Here is an 18741-nt window from a genome sequence, read left to right as displayed (position 1 = left end):
GATCAGCCTAATGGGGTCCGGGCGGGCCGCCCGGACCGCCGGGCGTCACAGCCAGCCGTTGCGCTTGAAGCCGCGGTGGATGCCGAAGCAGATGGCGACCGTGACCAGCAGGACCAGCGGGTAGCCGTACTTCCACTTCAGCTCGGGCATGTACTCGAAGTTCATGCCGTAGATCCCGGCGATCATCGTGGGCACCGCGAAGATCGCCGCCCACGAGGTGATCTTGCGCATGTCCTCGTTCTGCGCCACCGTCGCCTGCGCCAGATTGGCCTGGAGGATCGAGTTGAGCAGGTCGTCGAAGGAGAGCACCTGCTCGGTGACCCGGGCCAGGTGGTCGGCCACGTCCCGGAAGTACTTCTGGATGTCGGTGTCGATCAGCCGCATCGGCCGCTCGCTGAGCACCTGCATCGGCCGCAGCAGCGGCGACACGGCCCGCTTGAACTCCAGGACCTCGCGCTTGAGTTGGTAGATCCGCCCGGCGTCGCCGCCCTTCGCCGAGCCCTTGCCGCCCGCGCCCTTGCCGTCGGACCCGGAGCTGAAGACGTCGATCTCCACTTCGTCGATGTCGTCCTGCATCGCCCCGGCCACCGCGATGTAGCCGTCCACGACCTGGTCGGCGATGGCGTGCAGCACCGCGGAGGGGCCCTTGCCCAGCAGCTCGGGGTCGTCCTGGAGGCGGTGGCGCAGCGCGCGCAGCGAGCCCTGGCCGCCGTGCCGCACGGTCACGATGAAGTCCCGGCCGGTGAAGCACATCACCTCGCCGGTCTCCACCACCTCACTGGTGGCGGTCAGCTCCGCGTGCTCCACGTAGTGGACCGTCTTGAAGACGGTGAACAGGGTGTCGTCGTAGCGCTCCAGCTTGGGCCGCTGGTGGGCGTGGACGGCGTCCTCCACCGCCAGCGGGTGCAGCCCGAACTCCCGTGCGATCTCGGCGAATTCCGCCTCGGTGGGCTCGTGCAGCCCGATCCAGGCGAAGCCGCTGTCGGCGCGCACGCTCGCCATCGCCTGGGACGGCGTGACGTGGTCGCTGACGCGCCGGCCGTCCCGGTAGACGCCGCAGTCCACGATGGCGCTGTTGGTGTGGGCGGACGTGCGGAGGTCGGTGTCGTACTTGTACGGGGAGTCCTCGCGGCGCCGGGACGGGCGGACGGCGGCACGCAGGTCGCGGATCATCGACATGGGCAGGCTCCTTCACGGGTACGCCGCCGGCCGCGGGCGCGCGGCGTAACGCTGCCCGGAACGTGGACGTACGCGTAGGCGCTGGCCATACGTCCGCAAAGCGGGCGGCGCTCCGTGCGCAGGTCTGACGGCGGTTCGCAGAAAACACGGAAACGAGAGTCGAAGGCGCTCTTCCGTCATCTGCTTCCGGCGCGAAGGAATTTCGCGGGTTTCACCGCGGGCGGCGGGGGTACGGAAGCCCCTGGATCAAGAAAGCCGCTGGGCGCGCGGGGAGATGACGGGAGAACTGTCGGTACTGCACGGTCGACTTGGATCCACCGCAGCCCCACCTCCTCCGGCCGGTCCCCGCTGGGGGACGAACGTCATTCCCTGACCAGACGGCAAGGCTATCAGCCGCTGGAACCGATCCGGCGCGCCTTTGCCCGTTCCATACGAACGTCCCCGCGAACGCCCCGTCGGGGCCGTACGCCCGTTCGCCGGGCGGCGGCGGCCGGGCCCGCGCCCCGGCCTATGCTCGCGGCATGTCTGACGTTCTTGAGCTGGTCGAAGCCCGTTTGCGTACGACCCTGGGCGAGCCGGACGCGCGCGCCGCCGTCACCTTCCTCGGCACCGACCGCATCGAGGTGCTGCGCTTCCTCGGTGGCGGTCCGGACGGCGATCTCGTGCGCTATGTCACCCTCGGAATGTCGGACCGGCCGATGGCCGACCCCACGGCGGTGCTGGCCGACCCGGTGCGCGGCCCGCGCGCGGAACTGGTGCTCTCGGTGCGTGCCGGGCGCGCCGACACCGACAAGGCCCTTCGCGCACTGGCCGTGCTCGCCGCGTCCCCGCAGGTCGAGGGCGTGATCGTGGCGCCGGGCGCGTCGCTGGACGTGGGGGAGCCGCTGTGGCCCGGCGCGCCGTTCACCTCCGTACTGGTCGCGGAGTCCGGCGGTCTGATCGAGGACCTGGAGCTGGACGCCCCGCTGGACCCGGTCCGCTTCCTGCCGCTGCTGCCGATGACGCCCAACGAGGCCGCCTGGAAGCGGGTGCACGGCGCCGAGGCGCTCCAGGAGCGGTGGCTCAAGGGCGGGACGGATCTGCGTGATCCGCTGCGTGCGGGGGTTTCGCTGGCGTAGGGCGGGTGCTTGCGGGGTGGGCGCCGGTTGTAGGGCGGACGCGACGGCGTACGGGCGGGCGTGACGGCGTACGGCGCGCCGCCCGGGGTGGGTGGCGCGCCGTACCGTGGCACTGAGGGCCCGTCAGTTGGCGAAGGCGGACACGCCGTCCTCCGTGGCGTGCCGCGGCTCCAGCTCGTGCGCCCGCAGCGTCAGCGCCCGGCGCCGTACGGCCACGATGCCCGCGCCGACCAGCGCCGCCAGCGCCGCGACCACGAACGGGATGTGCGCGTCCGTCCACTCCTCGATCTTCGGCGCCAGGAACGGCGCCGCCGCCGCGGCGAACCAGCGCACGAAGTTGTAGCCCGCGCTCGCCACCGGCCGCGGCGCGTCGGAGACGCCGAGGGCCAGCTCGGTGAAGACAGTGTTGTTCAGGCCGATGAAGGCGCCGGACAGGATCGTGCAGACGACGGCGGTGGTGTGGTTGCCGTACCCGAGCACCAGCAGGTCCGCGGCGAGCAGCACCAGCGAGCCGCCCAGCACCTTCAGCGACCCGAAGCGCTCCTGGACGCGCGGCGCCACCAGCACGGAGAAGACGGCGAGCAGCACGCCCCAGGCGAAGAACACACCGCCGGACTTGTACGGGCTCATGTCCAGCACGAACGGCGTGAAGGCCAGCACCGTGAAGAACGCGTAGTTGTAGAAGAACGCGGAGACGGCGGCGGAGGCCAGACCGCCGTGGCCGAGCGCCTTGATCGGGTCCAGTACGGACGTCTTGCGGGCCGGGCGGGGCTGCTCCTTGAGGAACGCGGTGATCGCGATGAAGCCGATGGCCATCAGCACGGCGGTGCCGAAGAAGGGGTAGCGCCACTTCATGTCGCCGAGGACCGCGCCGAGCAGCGGCCCGCAGGCCATGCCGAGGCCGAGCGCCGACTCGTACAGCAGGATCGCCGCGGCGCTGCCCCCGGCCGCCGCACCGACGATCACGGCGAGTGAGGTGGAGACGAACAGCGCGTTGCCGAGGCCCCAGCCGGCGCGGAAGCCGACCAGTTCGCCCACCGAGGAGGACGTGCCGGACAGCGCCGCGAAGACCACCACCAGCGCCAGCCCGGCCAGCAGCGTCTTGCGGCCGCCGATCCGGCTGGAGACGAAGCCGGTGACCAGCATGGCGACCGCGGTGATCAGGAAGTAGGAGGTGAACAGCAGGGAGACCTGGCTGTTGGAGGCGTGGAGCCCCTTGGCGATCGAGGGGAGGATCGGGTCGACGAGACCGATGCCCATGAAGGCGACGACCGAGGCGCCGGCCGTGGCCCAGACGGCCATCGGCTGGCGCAGGATGCTGGTGCCGCCCTCGTCGAACGGGTCCTCTCCGGCGCCGCCGCTGTCGCTTGCCCGCATGCCGCTGTCCCTTCCTGCTCGTCGGCTTCCGCCCCAGCGGAACGTTGCTGTATACACACAATAAGTTAGTCGCCCTAAAGAGTGCAAGCTGCAACTACCACTGGCGTATGTCCGGCCGGGGCTCCGGATGGGTGATCGTCCTTGACGCGGCGCCCGGCCCGGAGGACCGTGGGGCCCTATGAGGGGCGAACCCAGTTGCCCGAAGTGCGGTGGCCGGGTGCGGGCGCCCGGTCTCTTTGCCGACTCCTGGCAGTGCGGCGTGCACGGCACCGTGCACCCGCTGCAACCGGTCGTCCCGCCCAGCGTCGAAGCACTGGCCGTGGTGGTGCGCCGCGCCTGCGTACCGGTGTGGATGCCGTGGCCGCTGCCCGTCGGCTGGCTGTTCACGGGCGTGGCCTGCGCGGGCGACGACCGCAGCGGCGGCCGCGCCACCGCCGTGGCCTGCTCGGGACCCGGCCCGCTCGGCGGCCCCGGCGAACTGCTGCTGATCGCCGAGGAACTGGGCGTCGGCCTCGGCGCACGCTACGCGGGCATCGACGGCCCCGACCCCGGCCCCCACATGTGCGTGAACAAGCCGCCCCACGTGAAAGTGCTGGCCGCCGGACGCCCGACCCCGCTGTGGCACGTCGAGGGAGCCCCCGAGGACCGCGCGGTCTTCGCCGGGGAGGCGCGCGGCCTGTGGCTGTGGGCGGTGGTCTGGCCCGCCGAGTCGGGCCTGCTCCTCTACGACGAACTGGTCCTCACCGACCTGCGGGACGCGGGCGCCGAGGTGGACCTGCTGCCTTGTGGGGCGCTGTCGCCGCGGTTGCTTGCTTGAGGGGCGCCCGGAGTTCGGGTCCTTCTACGGATGCCGACTCTTCGTTGGCTTTACGGGCTCCCGCCCTTCCTGTTTACGGGCGGTTGCCTGGGCGACGTTCAAGGGCGGCTGCCTGGTCGACCTGCCTACGGGCAGCCGTTCCGCGCCCGGAGCTCCGGCGGCGGGCCCGACCGCAGGGCCGGCGGCTTCTGCGCGGCGTGTGACGGAGCCCGCGCGGTCGTGCGTTCGAGGGGCGGCGGGCGGCCGGTATTCTTCTGACGTCCCCTGGCCCGCCCCGTAGCAGTCTGGAGTTCCGCGTCGTGCGCATCGACCTGCACACCCACTCCACTGCTTCCGACGGTACGGACACCCCCGCCGAGCTGGTGCGCAACGCCGCCGCTGCCGGGCTGGACGTCGTCGCGCTGACCGATCACGACTCCGTGGGCGGGTACGCCGAGGCCAAGGCCGCGCTGCCGGCCGGGCTCACGCTGGTCACCGGCGCCGAGCTGTCCTGCCGCGTCGGCGGCGTGAGCATGCACATGCTGGCGTACCTCTTCGACCCCGACGAGCCCGAACTCGCCCGCGAGCGGGAGCTGGTCCGCGACGACCGGGTGCCGCGCGCCCAGAGCATGGTCGCCAAGCTCCAGGAGCTGGGCGTCCCGGTCACCTGGGAGCAGGTGGCGCGGATCGCCGGGGACGGCGCGGTGGGCCGTCCGCACGTCGCCGCCGCGATGGTGGAGCTGGGCGTCGTCGAAACCGTCTCCGACGCCTTCACGCCGCAGTGGCTCGCCAACGACGGACGGGCCTACGCCGAGGAGCACGAGCTGGATCCGTTCGACGCGATCCGCCTGGTCAAGGCCGCGGGCGGGGTCACCGTCTTCGCGCACCCGCTGGCGGTCAAGCGGGGGCGGACCATCCCCGAGAGCGTCATCGCCGAGCTGACGGCGGCCGGGCTGGACGGCATCGAGGTGGACCACATGGAACACGACGACGTCGCGCGGGCGCGCCTGCGCGGCCTCGCCGCCGACCTCGGCCTGCTGACCACCGGCTCCAGCGACTACCACGGCAGCCGCAAGACCGTCGCGCTCGGCGAGTACACCACCGATCCCGAGATCTACGGTGAGATCGTGCGCCGCGCGTTCGGCGCCTTCCCCGTGCCCGGCGCGGGCGGCTGACCCGTACCGCGTTCCGGCCGACCGGTTCGTACCGCGCTCCGCACCCGCCGGCCGATCACCTCACCGCACCCTGCCCGAGCCACGTCGCGGCCGGGTCGTGGGTGCCGGGGCGCGTCTGCCGGGGCGCGCCTGCCGGGGCGCGCCTGCCGGCTCGTACGCCCGGCGCGTGCTTGTCTGTGCGCTCGCCTGAGCTTCTCCGCTCCCGCCTGGCGCCCCTCCCCGCCACCTCTCCTCGTTACCGCTCTTCTCTCCACCGACCGCCCTCCACCCGCTTTCCCCGCTCTCCCGTACCACCTCCCGCAAGGCCATCACCGTGTTCGACTTCGCTGTCTTCAGCACCCTCTTCGTCACCCTGTTCGTGATCATGGATCCGCCGGGGATCATCCCGATCTTCCTCGCCCTCAGCTCCGGCCGCCCCGCCAAGGTGCAGCGCAAGATGGCCTGGCAGGCCGCTACCGTCGCGTTCTGCGTCATCGCCGTCTTCGGGCTCTTCGGCGAGCAGATCCTCGGCCGGCTGCACATCACGCCGCCCGCCCTGATGATCGCGGGCGGGCTGCTGCTCCTGCTGGTCGCGCTCAGCCTGCTGACCGGCAAGTCGGAGCAGCCGACGCAGACCAAGGACGTCAATGTGGCGCTGGTGCCGCTGGGCATGCCGCTGCTGGCCGGGCCGGGCGCGATCGTCTCGGTGATCCTGGCGGTGCAGCACGCGGACGGGTTCAGCGCCGAGGTGTCCGTATGGGCGGCGATCGTCGCCATCCACGTGGTGCTCTATCTCGTGATGCGCTTCTCGCTGGTGATCATCCGGGTGATCAAGGACGGCGGTGTGGTGCTGGTGACCCGGCTCGCCGGCATGATGCTCTCCGCGCTCGCGGTGCAGCAGATCATCAACGGCGTCATGCAGGTGGTGCGCGGCGGCTGACGGCGGGCGGCCCGTACCGGGCTCCAGGGCCCGCAAAACGCGAAGCGCCCCGCGCGAAGTGATTCGTGCGGGGCGCTCCGTGCGCCGGTCATGACGCGTTGCGTCACGCGTCCATGAGTGACGCGGTGTGGGTCATCGGGCGGCGGTATCGGCTGGGCGGATGTAGATGCGCTGGCCGACTGCGGCGGCCTGCTGCACGATCCGGTTGACGGAGGCGGCGTCCACGACGGTGCTGTCCACGGCGGTGCCGTCGACGTCGTCCAGGCGCATGATCTCGAAGCGCATAACGGCTTCTCCCTTCGTCTGATCCTCCTGCGGAGAACTTTGCTGTTGTACGGGGTACGCGTGAGGCGTCGCTGCCTGGCGTGCCCAGTGGGTACAACGACATGCTCCCTGCAATCATTCCCTACGCTAAAGAAAATTTTCGGCCGTCTAAATACTGGTGGGTAGTGAGAGCGGTTGTGCGCGCTGAGTGACCGGCCGGACAATGGGCCCGTATGAACGACGACGTGCGGCCCACCGGCCCCCCACCCGACCTCACCGCCGTGCTCGCGGGCATCGAGCGGACGAACGAGCTGCTCACGCGGGTGCTCGCGGAGGTCGCCACCACCCCGTCCACCCACGCGGCCTTCGTCGACGCGGGCTATGTGTACGCCGCCGCCGGGCGGCTGGTCGCCGGGACGGAGGACCGGCGGGCCTTCGAGCTGGACGCCGAGGGCCTGATCGAGGCGTTCATCGACAAGGCCCGCACGATCTTCCCGGACAGCCGGCTGCTGCGCGTCTACTGGTACGACGGCGCCCGGCGCCGTATCCACACCGCGGAACAGCAGCGCGTTGCCGAGCTGCCCGACGTCAAGGTCCGGCTCGGCAACCTGAACGCGAACAACCAGCAGAAGGGCGTCGACTCGCTGATCCGTTCCGACCTGGAGTCGCTGGCCCGGCACCGCGCGATCAGCGACGCGGTGCTCATCGGCGGTGACGAGGACCTGGTCTCGGCGGTGGAGGCCGCGCAGGGGTACGGCGCCCGGGTGCACCTGTGGGGCATCGAGGCGGTCGGCGGGCGCAACCAGGCCGAGCCGCTGCTGTGGGAGGTGGACAGCCAGCGCACCTTCGACCTGGAGTTCTGCAAGCCGTACGTGACCCGGCGGGCCGTCGCGTTCGAGGGCGGGGACCCGGCGGCCGACGGCAGCGGCGGCCTGCCGCCCACGCGTGACGAGGTGCGTTTCGTCGGCGCTCAGGTCGCCGCCCGCTGGCTCGCCGAACGCGGCGCCCCCTGGGTCACCGAGCTGCTGCCCGGCCACCCGTACCTGCCCGGCGCGGTCGATCAAGAACTGCTGACCGCCGCCGAGGCCCTGCTCGGGCACTCGCTGCGCGGGCACGCGGACCTGCGCCGGGCGCTGCGGGACGGCTTCTGGGAGCGCGTACGGGCGCAGGGGTAGGGCGTACGCGCGGGGGTGCGGCCGGAGGCCGGTTGTCCGGCTAGCGGTCCGTCTCGCGGTCCGCGTCGTGCCAGAACGCGGCGAGTGCCGCGGCCGTTGCGGCCGGGCGCTGCGCGTTGGGGGAGTGTTCCGCGCCCTCGACGACCGTACGGCGGGCCCCCAGCCGCTCGGCCATCGTGTCCATCTCCGACACCGGCCAGACGTAGTCCGCCGTGCCCGACACGACGTGCTTGGGCAGCGGTACGGCGGCCAGCTCCGCCACCCGGTCCGGCTCCGCGATCATCTGCAGTCCGGTGGCGACCAGCTGCCGCGGCGCGGTGTTCATCCAGCGCCGGTGCAGGAACGCGCCGATCTCGGGCGGGGTGGCGGCGTCCTCGGCCTCCGGCGGGTCGAGGTCGCGCATGGCCAGCCACACCGACTGCATGTCCATCCGCCCGAGGGCGTCGATGAGCATCCGTACGCGGATCTGCTGGGCCTCGACGATGGCGCCCGGACCGGAACTCATGACGGTCAGGGAACGGAACGGCGCGGAGTCGCGCAGGACGGCGGTACGGGAGACCAGGCCGCCGAAGGAGTGGCCCAGGAGATGCACCGGGCCGGCGTCCAGGGCGCGGGCCTGGGCGTGCACGTCCTGCGCCAACTCGCTCAGCGCGTAAGCGGATTCGTCGTCCGGGCCGGGCGTCTCGTGCTGTCCACGGCCGTCCACGGCCACCACCCGGAAACCCGCGGCGGCCAGCGGTTCCAGGAGGCCGATGAAGTCCTCCTTGCTGCCGGTGAAGCCCGGCACGAGGAGCGCGGTCCCGGCCGGTGTCCCGTCGGGACGGGCGTCGTGCACGGCGAACTCGCCGCGTTCGGTGGCGAGTCGGCGTGCGCGGGCGCACGCGGGCAAGGTGAGGGTGGGCGGCTTGCTCATGGGACGAGGCTATCGGGGGGCGCGTGGGGACCGCCGGGCGCGGGCGCACACGCCGACGGCCCGGCCCCGCGTGCTGCGGGAAACCGGGCCGTCGGCGTGTGCGGGATCAGCCCTCGGCAGGGGCCTCCGCGGTGACCTTCTTGGCCGCCGTCTTACGGGTACGCCGGGGCTTGGCCGGCGCCTCGTCCGCGGCCGGGGCCGCCTCGGCCTTCGCCGCGGTGGCCTTGCGGGTACGGCGCGGCTTGGCAGCGGCCTCCTCCGCCGACGGCTCGGCGGCTTCGGCGGTGGCCTCGGCCTTCTCGGCGGCGGTCTTGCGGGTGCGGCGCGGCTTCGCCGGCGCCTCTTCCGCGACCGCTTCGGCGGTGTCGACCGCGGCTTCCGCCTTCTTGGCGGCGGCCGTCTTGCGGGTACGCCGCGGCTTGGCAGCCGCCTCGTCCGCGGCCGTCTCCGCCACCGCCTGCGTGCCTTCGGCCGCATCGACCGCGGCCTCGGCCTTCTTCGCGGCCGTCTTGCGGGTGCGACGCGGCTTGGCAGCCGCCTCCTCCGCGACGGGCTCGGCAGCAGCCTCGGTCTTCTTGGCGGCCGTCTTACGGGTGCGGCGCGGCTTGGCCGGAGCCTCCTCCGCAGCCGTCTCCGCGACGGCCTCCGTGCCCTCGGCGGTGTCGACCGCGGCCTCGGCCTTCTTGGCAGCCGTCTTGCGGGTGCGGCGCGGCTTCGCCGGGGCCTCCTCCGCGACCGCCTCGGCGGCCTCGGCGGTGTCGACCGCGGCTTCCGCCTTCTTGGCCGCCGTCTTGCGGGTGCGGCGCGGCTTCGCCGGCGCTTCCTCCGCGACCGTCTCCGCCGCGGCCTCAACGGCTTCGGCAGCCGTCCCGGTCTTCTTGGCGGCGGTCTTGCGGGTACGGCGGGGCTTGGCCGGGGCCTCGTCCGCGACCGTCTCCGCAACGGCCTCCGGGGCAGCCGCCACGCTCTCCGCCGTCTCCACGGCGGTTTCCGCCGCGGGCTTGGCGCTGCGCGTACGGCGGCGCGACTTCGCGGGGGCCTCGGCGGGCTCGGTGACGGCGGGCGCCTCCGTGACGACCGTGGCCTCGGCGGTGGCCTGGGCCGGGACCTTGACGGTCGCGGCGGCGTCCTCGGCCGTGTCCACGGCGACGGAGGCCGTCGTACCGGCGGCCTCCGCCTTGGCGGCGCCGTTCGCGCCACCTCGCGTACGGCGGCGGCGCGGCTTGGACGGCGCCGCGGTGGCGTCGGCCTGCGCGGCCTCGGACGCGATGCTCTCGTCGCGGGCCGGGGTCACGGCGGCGGACGACGCGCCACCGGAACCGCCGCGCGTACGACGACGACGGCGCGGCTGGCGCGGCCCGTCCGTGGCGGCGCTGCCGCCCTCGGCCGTACCGGAAGCGGCGGGCGAACCGGAAGCGGCAGGCGTGCCGGACTCGTCCAGCGGCGCTCCACCGCGCGTGCGCCGGCGCTGGCGCGGCGTACGGGTGCGGCTCGGGCGCTCCTCCTCGACGGCGGGCGCGCCCCGGCGCGGACCGCGGCCACGGCCGCCCGTCTCGCCCAGGTCCTCGACCTCTTCGGCCGCCAGCCCGGCCCGCGTACGCTCCGCGCGCGGCAGGATGCCCTTGGTGCCCTCGGGGATCTCCAGCAGCTCGTAGAGGTGCGGGGAGGTGGAGTACGTCTCCTCCGGCTCGTCGAACGGGAGGTCCAGCGCCTTGTTGATCAGCTTCCAGCGCGGGATGTCGTCCCAGTCGACCAGCGTGACCGCGGTGCCCTTGGCGCCCGCGCGGCCGGTCCGGCCGATGCGGTGCAGATAGGTCTTCTCGTCCTCGGGGGTCTGGTAGTTGATGACGTGCGTCACACCCTCGACGTCGATGCCGCGGGCGGCGACGTCGGTGCACACCAGCACGTCGACCTTGCCGTTGCGGAAGGCGCGCAGCGCCTGCTCGCGCGCCCCCTGGCCGAGGTCGCCGTGCACCGCGCCGGCCGCGAAGCCGCGGCGGGTGAGCTGCTCGGCGATGTCGGCGGCGGTCCGCTTCGTACGGCAGAAGATCATCGCGAGGCCGCGGCCGTCCGCCTGGAGGATGCGGGAGACCAGCTCCGGCTTGTCCATCGAGTGGGCACGGAAGACGTGCTGCTTGATGTTGGCGACGGTCTTGCCCTGGTCGTCCGGCGCGGCGGCGCGGATGTGCGTGGGCTGCGACATGTAGCGGCGGGCCAGGCCGATGACCGCGCCCGGCATGGTCGCGGAGAACAGCATGGTCTGCCGGCGCGCCGGCAGCATGTTGATGATGCGCTCGACATCGGGCAGGAAGCCCAGGTCCAGCATCTCGTCGGCCTCGTCCAGGACGAGCGCCTTGACGTGCGAAAGGTTCAGCTTCTTCTGGCCCGCCAGGTCCAGCAGCCGGCCCGGGGTGCCGACGACCACGTCGACGCCCTTCTTCAGGGCCTCGACCTGCGGCTCGTACGCCCGGCCGCCGTAGATCGACAGCACCCGTACGTTACGGACCTTGCCGGCGGTCAGCAGGTCGTTGGTGACCTGCTGGCACAGTTCGCGGGTGGGAACCACCACGAGGGCCTGCGGGGCCTCCGTCAGCTGCTCGGGCTTGGCCCGGCCCGCCTCGACGTCCGCGGGGACGGTGACGCGCTCCAGCAGGGGGAGGCCGAAGCCCAGGGTCTTGCCGGTGCCGGTCTTGGCCTGGCCGATGACGTCGGAGCCCGACAGGGCCACCGGGAGCGTCATCTCCTGGATGGGGAAGGGGGACGTGATGCCGACGGCTTCCAGGGCCTCGGCGGTCTCGGGGAGAATCCCGAGCTCTCGGAACGTAGACAGAATCTTGCCTCTTCTGTGAGACGCGGCACGAGGCGGCCAAGGGGGTCGTACCGCGCCTCGCACGGTTTCGTACGGGGCCGGCCTCGATCGGCCGGGACGGCGCGGGACCACTGCCTTCGCGCAAGCACTCGAACCGCGAGCGGTGTCCCTCCCGCTGTGCGTACGTCGCGTACGCGCCGCGAAAGAGGGCGGTCGGGTTGGAGCCGATCGGGCCACCGACCGGGCATCCGCATGCGTGGAACAACCCACCGATACTCGGCGGGCGCATTACCACCATACCCCGGATGGCCACACGTGTGTCCGGGCAATCGTTCGGTCGGGTGGGACGGGAGTGGCTGACCAGCCACTTCCCCCGGTTGCGGGGCGGGCTATTGTGCGCTGCATGGAGACGCCTGACAACGCAGCGCAGACCGCCGACGACGCGCAAGAACACACCGGGATCGCCGCCCAGGACTGGGCCGCGGCCTCCGAGGAACCGCAGTACCGGGCCGCCGTCATCGACCTGCTCGGAGCGCTCGCCTACGGGGAGCTGTCCGCCTTCGAGCGGCTCGCGGAGGACGCGAAGCTGGCGCCGACGATGGACGACAAGGCGGAGCTGGCCAAGATGGCGTCGGCCGAATTCCATCACTTCGAGCGGCTGCGGGACCGGCTCGCGGAGATCCAGGCGGAGCCGAACGAGGCCATGGAGCCGTTCGCCGCGGCGCTGGACGAGTTCCACCGGCAGACGGCGCCGTCCGACTGGCTGGAGGGCCTGGTCAAGGCGTACGTCGGCGACTCGATCGCCAGCGACTTCTACCGGGAGGTGGCGGCCCGGCTCGACTCCGACACCCGCGACCTGGTGCTCGGCGTCCTCGACGACACCGGGCACGCGACGTTCGCGGTCGAGAAGGTACGGGCCGCGATCGAGGCCGAGCCGCGGGTCGGCGGACGGCTGGCGCTGTGGGCGCGGCGGCTGATGGGCGAGGCGCTGTCCCAGGCGCAGCGGGTCGTCGCCGAGCGGGACTCGCTGTCGACCATGCTGGTCGGCGGCGTCGCCGACGGGTTCGATCTGGCCGAGGTCGGGCGGATGTTCTCGCGGATCACGGAGGCGCACACGAAGCGGATGGCTGCGCTGGGCTTGGCCGCGTAACGGCCGCGCAGCGGCCGGGGGGTCGGTCTTGTGGTGGCCGGCCCCCTCCTGTCGCGGGGGTGTCGCCTGCGGCGGGCGTCCTCAAGCGCCGGACGGGCTGGATGCGCTTGGCTCGTCCCCAAGGGCCGGGCAAGCTGGTTTTGCTTCGCCTGTCCCCCAAGGGCCGGGCGAGCTGGTTTTGCTTGGCTCGTTCCCAGGCGCTGGACGGGCTGGTTTTGCTTCGCCTGTCCCCAAGGGCCGGACGGGCTGGTTTCGCTTTGCTCGTCCTTGAGCGCCGGACGGGCTGAATTTGCTTGGCTCGTCCCCCAAGGGCCGGACGCGCTGGTTTCGCTTCGCTGGTGCTCAAGCGCCCGCTCGGCTGGATTTGCTTCGCTCGTCCCCAGGGGCCGCACGCGCTGGTTCGGTCTCGTCCGCTCCCTCACCCGCCCGGCGGGGCGTTCCCGCTTCGCTCGTCCTCAGGCGCGGGGGCGGTTCGATCTTCCTCCGCCCCTTCTCAAACGCCGGACAGGCCCCGCTCCGCCACGCCCCGCACCAGCCTGCCGCGCGGTCGTACCAGCAGTGACAGCATCGCCGCGCTGAGTCCGGCGGCGGCCAGCAGCGTGTGGACGAAGTGGCCGGGGCCGAGGATGGAGTGGGCGAGGAAGGCGCCCAGGAGGGCCGCGGCGGGGCCGGTGGCCAGGGTGAGGAGGCGGGCGGGGAAGCGGCCGGGCAGCCAGTGGGTGGCGGCGAGTGCGATGACGAGTCCGACGAGCACGGAACCGAGAGCTTCCCAGACCATGGTTTATCCCTCCCGCGGTAGCGACCGGTTGGACGACACAAATCGGTCGTAGGCCGTCGTACCCAGCGGGAATGCGCGGCAACCCTCGTCGGCGCACCCGGTCGGCGAAGGGTCTCGTACGACGAGCGGCGGCCCGGAGACGATCTCTCCGGGCCGCCGCTCGTTACGCGTGCGCGCGGGCCTTCCAGGGGCCCGCGGCCGACTACAGCGTGCCGAAACCGACCTTGCGCGTGGTCTGCTCGCCGATCTCCACGTAGGCCAGCCGGTCCGCCGGCACCAGGACCTTGCGGCCGTGCTCGTCCACGAGGCTCAGCAGTTCCGTCTTGCCGCCCAGTGCGTCCGCCACCGCTCGCTCGACGTCCTCGGCGGTCTGCCCGCTCTCCAGAACGATCTCGCGGGGCGCGTGCTGCACGCCGATCTTGACCTCCACGGCTTTGTCCCTCCGACGGTCTCGGTCCCCTTGGCCGGGCCATGGGGCAGGTGCGCGGTGATCCGCGCCGTACCCAGCACACATTAGCCCGGTACGCGGACGGACAGTGACGCCGCGGAGCACGCCCGCAGCGAACACCCGGCAGGCGCGGCGGCCACCGGAGGCGGCCTCGGGTTCCGTCCGGCCCACCCGCCCATGGCGGAGCTCACCGGCCGACGGCGGAGCTCACCGGCCCATGGCGGAGTTCACGCCGGCTCGCGGCGGAGTTCACCGACCTGTGGCGGAGTTCACCGACGCACGGTGGCGCTCACTGCCCGTCGGCGCCGTGCAGCGGGAAGCCCGCGATGCCCTTCCAGGCGAGCGAGGTCAGCAGCTGGACGGCGGTCTCGCGCGGCACGGTGCTCTCCGAGGAGAGCCAGTAGCGCGCGACCACCTGCGAGACGCCGCCCAGCCCGACGGCCAGCAGCATCGACTCGTCCTTGGACAGGCCGGTGTCCTCGGCGATGACCTCGCTGATCGCCTCGGCGCACTCCAGGGAGACCTTGTCCACCCGCTCGCGCACGGCGGGCTCGTTGGTCAGGTCGGACTCGAAGACGAGGCGGAAGGCGCCGCCCGGGTCCTCGACGTACGCGAAGTAGGCGTCCATCGTCGCGGCGACGCGCTGCTTGTTGTCGGTCGTCGAGGCCAGCGCGCTGCGCACGGACTGCAGCAGCGCCTCGCAGTGCTGGTCCAGGAGGGCCAGGTAGAGGTCGAGCTTGCCCGGGAAGTGCTGGTAGAGCACGGGCTTGCTGACACCGGCGCGCTCGGCGATGTCGTCCATCGCGGCCGCGTGGTAGCCCTGCGCCACGAAGACCTCCTGGGCCGCGCCCAGGAGCTGGTTGCGCCGGGCTCGGCGTGGCAGGCGCGTGCCCCGCGGGCGTGCCGCCTCGGTCTGCTCGATGGCGCTCACGCTGCCTCCCAGGTGTTGTTCCGTCCGCGGCGTACGCACGCGCCGCGCCCGCCATCGTACTTTTGGGTAACCCGGCCGCGCGCGGTCGCGGGCGAGAAAATCTGCCGCCGAACGCTGTGGGAAGCCGACATATGGCCCCAGGTCATCGGTAATCGTCTTCGTCGAGATCCACGACACGGGCCTGCTCGGCGATGTCCGCCTCGTTCGCGACGGCCGGATCGATGCCGGTCAGCGGGTCGTCCTGCGCGTGGCCGACGTCGGTGTGCTGTTCGGCGGCGTCCGCCTCCGGCGCCTCGACGTCGAACTCGGCGGCTTCCGTCTCGTCCTCGAAGGTGTCCGGGTCGGTCGGGTCGACGGGCATGGTGGCTCCCTTTCTCTCACGTACTACGGAGGCCAGGGCGAGTGCCCGCACGCGAGCGCTCATCACACGGGTGCCCTTCACGCCCGAGCCTAAGAGAGCGGGTTCCGAAATGCGATGTGGTGTGTGAGCGCGAACACACGATCGGCGGCGTGATCGTCTCGTAACATCGACGCATGTCTTCGACGGAGTCGACCGGATCGCCGGACACCCGCGCCGTGCTCCCGGTGCCCCCGGCGGGCCGTCCCTCGCGTGTCGGCGCTGGGGAGACGGTGCGTTCCGTGAGCCTGCCCGGCCTGACGCTGAGCGTGCGGGGGGTGCCCGGCAAGCGCGCCGGACTGCCGCCCGCGCTGTACGTCCACGGCCTCGGCGGCTCCTCCCAGAACTGGTCCGCGCTGATGCCGCTGCTCGCCGACCGGGTCGACGGCGAGGCGCTGGACCTCCCCGGCTTCGGCGACGCGCCGCCGCCGGACGACGGCGACTACTCGGTCTCCGCGCAGGCGCGGGCGGTCATCCGCTATCTGGACGCGAGCGGCCGCGGCCCCGTCCACCTGGTGGGCAACTCGATGGGCGGCGCGGCGGTCACCCGCGTGGCGGCGGTCCGCCCGGACCTGGTGCGGACCCTGACGCTGATCTCGCCCGCGCTGCCCGAGCTGCGGCCGCAGCTGACCGCGGTGCCGACCGGGCTGCTCGCGGTTCCGGGCGTGACCCGGCTGTTCAGCCGGCTGACGCGGGACTGGACGCCGGAGCGGCGCACCCGTGAGGTGCTCGCCCTGTGTTACGGCGATCCGGCGCTGGTGACCCCGGACGGCTTCACCGCCGCCGCCGAGGAATACGCACGGCGTCTCGAACTCCCGTACTTCTGGGAGGTGATGACCCGTTCGGCACGGGGCATCGTCAATGCGTACACGCTCGGCGGGCAGCACAATCTGTGGCGGCAGGCGCAGCGGGTGCTCGCGCCCACGCTTCTCGTCTACGGTGGGCGCGATCGCCTGGTCTCCTTCCGTATGGCACGCCGGGCGGCCGCCGCTTTCCGCGGCTCCCGGCTGCTGACGCTGCCGGAGGCGGGGCACGTGGCGATGATGGAGTGCCCGGAAACGGTGGCGCGGGCCTTCCGCGAGCTGTTGGACGACGAAGCGGCCGCGCGGGGCGCGGCCGGGGCGGACGGGAGCGCCGGGGCGGTACGGTCCGCCGCCGGGGCCGTGTCCGGCGACGTGGGTAGGAGCTGACAGGCCGAGTGGGACGTCACAGCCGCCGGGGTCCGGCCGCAACCGCCGGTGACACCTCCGGAATAGCTGAGGTGGACGGCGCGAGCGGGCCCGGCGCGGCTGGTGGCGCCGTACCCGCTCCCGGACCGGGCACGGGCCGCCGGCGCCGCCGCGCGGAGGCCGGGGCGGATGCGCGTACGGATGCGCGTACGGGTACGGAGACCGGAGCCGGGGCCGACGGCGGTACGTCCGCCGAGGCGGGCGCCGTCCCGGGCGTACCCCGGGGCACGTCCGCGCGCGGAGCGTCCCGGCCGATGCCGCAGCAGCGCGCGCCCGAGCACGGGCCCGCGCAGGGCGCACTCCGGTACGGATTCGGGCACCCCGCGCCGGGGCACGGACCGGCGCGTACGTCGGCACGCAACCCGGTTCCGGGTACGCCGCAGGCCACACCACAGGCCCCTCAGGGCCCACCGCGTGTGCCGCGCCCGCGCGGCGGACCGCAGACGACGCCCTCCACCCCGTCCGGTTCGGCCACCCCGGCACACGGATTCACCCCCTTCGGGAACGACACCGGCGAGGGCGCCGCGGCCCGGCCCGCCCCCGAACCGGCCCCGGGCAGCACAGCGTCCAGCGGTCCGTCCGCAGCCCCCGGCAGCCCATCGGCTCCCAACGGCCCCACCACCACGGGCGCCGGGTCGCTCGGAGCGCCGCTCGCCGCCCAGGGCCGCGTCCCGGCGCCACGCCAGGACTACGTGGACGCCTTCGACCGGATGTCGGCCGGGCAGCGGCCCGGCGCTCTTGAGGACGTGGACGACGATGTGTTCGCGGCCGGTGCCCCGGGGCGCGGACCGGTGCCTACCGCCGGGCGGCCGGGGGCCTTCGGGTACGCGGCCGACGGGGCGCACGGCGAACCGTACGAGCCGTACGAGGACATGGACCTGGGCGGACTCGAAGCCGAGGGGGACCGGCCCGGCCCCGGCAAGAAGGGCGCCAAGGGCCGTACGTTCACCGGCGTCGCCGCGGCGGCCGTGACGACCGTGCTCGCGGTCGTGGTGGCCGGGCAGGTCGCCGAGCAGCAGCAGGACGACGGCAAGCCGCAGGCGCTGGGCGAGGGGGACCGTACGGCCGACGGCGCCGGGGCCTCGCGCTCGCAGACGCGGCCGACGCAGCAGGCGGCCCCCGCCACCTACGACCAGAAGATGGCGCAGGTCTTCCCGCTGGACGAGAAGCTGACGGCCTCCGGGCGGTTCGAGCCGGTCGGCGGGGACGCCAAGGCGCCCGGCCACGGCCGGGTCTGGCGCTACCGGGTGGACATCGAGGCGGGCATGGGCCTCGACGGTCAGCTGTTCGCCGACGCGGTGCACAAGACCCTCAACGACGAGCGGAGCTGGGCGCACGGCGGACAGCGCACGTTCGAGCGGGTGGGTTCCGGCCGCGCCGACTTCGTCATCACACTGGCCAGCCCGGGCACCACCGCCAAGTGGTGCGCCAAATCCGGTCTCGACACGACCCAGGACAACGTGTCGTGCGACTCCGCGGCGACCGAACGCGTCATGATCAACGCGTACCGGTGGGCGCAGGGCGCCAAGACCTACGGGCCGGACAAGATGCACGCCTACCGGCAGATGCTCATCAACCACGAGGTGGGCCACCGGCTCGGGCACAACCACGAGAGCTGCACGCGGCAGGGCGCCCTGGCGCCGGTGATGATGCAGCAGACCAAGTTCCTGACCACCGACGGCGCGACCTGCCGGCCCAACGCCTGGCCGTTCCCGGACGGGCGCTGAGCCCGGGGTGTGACGTGCGCTGAGGCAGGCGCGGTGTGACGGGCGCTCGGCCGGGACGTGACGTCCGCTGAGCCGGGGCGCGACAGGCGCCCCCCGGCGGCCGTCGGGCCGGGTTGAACCGGTGCCTGAACCGGACCCGTAAACCGAAATGTGGGACGAATCGTCTCCCATAACGGGACGCTTTTGCCAGCACCCGCCCCTTCGTGATGTCTTCATGCCCATGCCGCACCCTGCAACCGCCTACGAGCGCGCCGCCTTCGAGCTGGCGCTGATCGGCGTGTCCGCGCAGTCCGTGGCCGACATCCGCTGTCGCTGAGGCCCGTCCCCGGCCGCGCGCTGGAGCGCCGCGACGGCCC

General features: G+C 72.9%; 18 protein-coding genes. 9 read left to right on the top strand and 9 right to left on the bottom strand.

Annotation, left to right across the window (positions count from 1 at the left end; translation table 11 throughout):
* Positions 1 to 45 precede the first annotated feature (45 nt).
* Positions 46 to 1179: a magnesium and cobalt transport protein CorA gene (locus tag CP984_RS13630; RefSeq protein WP_003985753.1), complete on the bottom strand. Its 1134-nt coding sequence runs from the start codon at positions 1177 to 1179 to the stop codon at positions 46 to 48.
* Positions 1180 to 1700: 521 nt separating this feature from the next.
* On the opposite strand from CP984_RS13630, the gene CP984_RS13625 reads away from it, so the two are divergent.
* Entirely contained in the window at positions 1701 to 2297 is a 597-nt protein-coding gene (locus CP984_RS13625; RefSeq protein WP_003985754.1) for a suppressor of fused domain protein, read from the top strand.
* 123 nt (positions 2298 to 2420) lie between these two features.
* Here the strand turns inward: CP984_RS13625 and CP984_RS13620 are convergent, their stop codons facing one another.
* Entirely contained in the window at positions 2421 to 3674 is a 1254-nt protein-coding gene (locus CP984_RS13620) for an MFS transporter (RefSeq protein WP_003985755.1), read from the bottom strand.
* Positions 3675 to 3852: 178 nt separating this feature from the next.
* Between CP984_RS13620 and CP984_RS13615 the strand changes: the two genes are divergently transcribed.
* From CP984_RS13615 to CP984_RS13605, 3 genes are all read left to right on the top strand, one after another.
* Positions 3853 to 4491 (top strand): DUF6758 family protein, encoded by a 639-nt coding sequence (locus tag CP984_RS13615; RefSeq protein ID WP_003985756.1) that lies wholly within the window; start codon positions 3853 to 3855, stop codon positions 4489 to 4491.
* A 299-nt stretch (positions 4492 to 4790) separates the two neighbouring features.
* A complete protein-coding gene (locus tag CP984_RS13610) occupies positions 4791 to 5645 on the top strand; it encodes a PHP domain-containing protein (RefSeq protein ID WP_003985757.1) in 855 nt (284 codons plus the stop codon).
* A gap of 313 nt (positions 5646 to 5958) precedes the next feature.
* The gene (locus tag CP984_RS13605) at positions 5959 to 6564 is read left to right on the top strand and encodes a MarC family protein (protein ID WP_003985758.1); all 606 of its coding nucleotides are present in this window, start codon (positions 5959 to 5961) and stop codon (positions 6562 to 6564) included.
* Between the two features lie 132 nt (positions 6565 to 6696).
* Here the strand turns inward: CP984_RS13605 and CP984_RS41270 are convergent, their stop codons facing one another.
* On the bottom strand, positions 6697 to 6849 hold the full coding sequence (locus CP984_RS41270) for a hypothetical protein (RefSeq protein ID WP_003985759.1): 153 nt from the start codon (positions 6847 to 6849) through the stop codon (positions 6697 to 6699).
* 212 nt (positions 6850 to 7061) lie between these two features.
* On the opposite strand from CP984_RS41270, the gene CP984_RS13600 reads away from it, so the two are divergent.
* Positions 7062 to 8003 carry an NYN domain-containing protein gene (locus CP984_RS13600; RefSeq protein WP_003985760.1) on the top strand — a complete coding sequence of 314 codons (942 nt, stop codon included), beginning with the start codon at positions 7062 to 7064 and terminating at the stop codon, positions 8001 to 8003.
* Between the two features lie 40 nt (positions 8004 to 8043).
* Here CP984_RS13600 and CP984_RS13595 read toward each other — a convergent pair whose 3' ends face one another.
* Complete coding sequence (locus CP984_RS13595) at positions 8044 to 8916, bottom strand: alpha/beta fold hydrolase (RefSeq protein ID WP_003985761.1); 873 nt, start codon at positions 8914 to 8916, stop codon at positions 8044 to 8046.
* Positions 8917 to 9022: 106 nt separating this feature from the next.
* Positions 9023 to 11656: a DEAD/DEAH box helicase gene (locus tag CP984_RS13590; protein ID WP_030181934.1), complete on the bottom strand. Its 2634-nt coding sequence runs from the start codon at positions 11654 to 11656 to the stop codon at positions 9023 to 9025.
* A gap of 472 nt (positions 11657 to 12128) precedes the next feature.
* Between CP984_RS13590 and CP984_RS13585 the strand changes: the two genes are divergently transcribed.
* Positions 12129 to 12875 (top strand): ferritin-like fold-containing protein, encoded by a 747-nt coding sequence (locus CP984_RS13585; RefSeq protein ID WP_030181931.1) that lies wholly within the window; start codon positions 12129 to 12131, stop codon positions 12873 to 12875.
* 493 nt (positions 12876 to 13368) lie between these two features.
* Here CP984_RS13585 and CP984_RS13580 read toward each other — a convergent pair whose 3' ends face one another.
* From CP984_RS13580 to CP984_RS13565, 4 genes are all read right to left on the bottom strand, one after another.
* On the bottom strand, positions 13369 to 13653 hold the full coding sequence (locus CP984_RS13580) for a hypothetical protein (RefSeq protein WP_003987010.1): 285 nt from the start codon (positions 13651 to 13653) through the stop codon (positions 13369 to 13371).
* Positions 13654 to 13855: 202 nt separating this feature from the next.
* Positions 13856 to 14083: a DUF3107 domain-containing protein gene (locus tag CP984_RS13575; RefSeq protein WP_003987009.1), complete on the bottom strand. Its 228-nt coding sequence runs from the start codon at positions 14081 to 14083 to the stop codon at positions 13856 to 13858.
* Between the two features lie 307 nt (positions 14084 to 14390).
* Entirely contained in the window at positions 14391 to 15032 is a 642-nt protein-coding gene (locus CP984_RS13570; protein ID WP_003987008.1) for a TetR/AcrR family transcriptional regulator, read from the bottom strand.
* Positions 15033 to 15174: 142 nt separating this feature from the next.
* Positions 15175 to 15393 carry a hypothetical protein gene (locus tag CP984_RS13565; RefSeq protein WP_003987007.1) on the bottom strand — a complete coding sequence of 73 codons (219 nt, stop codon included), beginning with the start codon at positions 15391 to 15393 and terminating at the stop codon, positions 15175 to 15177.
* A 173-nt stretch (positions 15394 to 15566) separates the two neighbouring features.
* Here CP984_RS13565 and CP984_RS13560 point away from each other — a divergent pair, with 173 nt between their 5' ends.
* The 3 genes from CP984_RS13560 (at position 15567) to CP984_RS42785 (ending at position 18701) form a co-directional block, all read left to right on the top strand.
* Positions 15567 to 16619, top strand: coding sequence for an alpha/beta fold hydrolase (locus tag CP984_RS13560; protein WP_043979226.1), 1053 nt, complete (start codon positions 15567 to 15569; stop codon positions 16617 to 16619).
* 455 nt (positions 16620 to 17074) lie between these two features.
* Positions 17075 to 18385, top strand: a complete 1311-nt coding sequence (locus CP984_RS13555) for a DUF3152 domain-containing protein (RefSeq protein ID WP_003986541.1) — start codon at positions 17075 to 17077, stop codon at positions 18383 to 18385.
* A gap of 220 nt (positions 18386 to 18605) precedes the next feature.
* Positions 18606 to 18701: an Ms4533A family Cys-rich leader peptide gene (locus tag CP984_RS42785; RefSeq protein ID WP_312024593.1), complete on the top strand. Its 96-nt coding sequence runs from the start codon at positions 18606 to 18608 to the stop codon at positions 18699 to 18701.
* Positions 18702 to 18741 lie beyond the last annotated feature (40 nt).

Origin of the sequence: Streptomyces rimosus (assembly GCF_008704655.1) — a bacterium.
In the GTDB taxonomy this organism is placed as follows: domain Bacteria; phylum Actinomycetota; class Actinomycetes; order Streptomycetales; family Streptomycetaceae; genus Streptomyces; species Streptomyces rimosus.
The sequence above is the reverse complement of the archived record's forward strand: the minus strand, read 5'-3'. Positions and strand labels throughout refer to the sequence as shown.

What these genes read in the sequence shown, in the direction of transcription:
- CP984_RS13560 (WP_043979226.1), top strand. Translation starts at nt 15,567, where the DNA reads ATGTCTTCGACGGAGTCGACCGGATCGCCGGACACCCGCGCCGTGCTC.
- CP984_RS13625 (WP_003985754.1), top strand. Translation starts at nt 1,701, where the DNA reads ATGTCTGACGTTCTTGAGCTGGTCGAAGCCCGTTTGCGTACGACCCTG.
- CP984_RS13620 (WP_003985755.1), bottom strand. Translation starts at nt 3,674, where the DNA reads ATGCGGGCAAGCGACAGCGGCGGCGCCGGAGAGGACCCGTTCGACGAG.
- CP984_RS13590 (WP_030181934.1), bottom strand. Translation starts at nt 11,656, where the DNA reads ATGACGCTCCCGGTGGCCCTGTCGGGCTCCGACGTCATCGGCCAGGCC.
- CP984_RS13630 (WP_003985753.1), bottom strand. Translation starts at nt 1,179, where the DNA reads ATGTCGATGATCCGCGACCTGCGTGCCGCCGTCCGCCCGTCCCGGCGC.
- CP984_RS13600 (WP_003985760.1), top strand. Translation starts at nt 7,062, where the DNA reads ATGAACGACGACGTGCGGCCCACCGGCCCCCCACCCGACCTCACCGCC.
- CP984_RS13565 (WP_003987007.1), bottom strand. Translation starts at nt 15,393, where the DNA reads ATGCCCGTCGACCCGACCGACCCGGACACCTTCGAGGACGAGACGGAA.
- CP984_RS13580 (WP_003987010.1), bottom strand. Translation starts at nt 13,653, where the DNA reads ATGGTCTGGGAAGCTCTCGGTTCCGTGCTCGTCGGACTCGTCATCGCA.
- CP984_RS41270 (WP_003985759.1), bottom strand. Translation starts at nt 6,849, where the DNA reads ATGCGCTTCGAGATCATGCGCCTGGACGACGTCGACGGCACCGCCGTG.
- CP984_RS42785 (WP_312024593.1), top strand. Translation starts at nt 18,606, where the DNA reads ATGCCGCACCCTGCAACCGCCTACGAGCGCGCCGCCTTCGAGCTGGCG.
- CP984_RS13615 (WP_003985756.1), top strand. Translation starts at nt 3,853, where the DNA reads ATGAGGGGCGAACCCAGTTGCCCGAAGTGCGGTGGCCGGGTGCGGGCG.
- CP984_RS13585 (WP_030181931.1), top strand. Translation starts at nt 12,129, where the DNA reads ATGGAGACGCCTGACAACGCAGCGCAGACCGCCGACGACGCGCAAGAA.
- CP984_RS13595 (WP_003985761.1), bottom strand. Translation starts at nt 8,916, where the DNA reads ATGAGCAAGCCGCCCACCCTCACCTTGCCCGCGTGCGCCCGCGCACGC.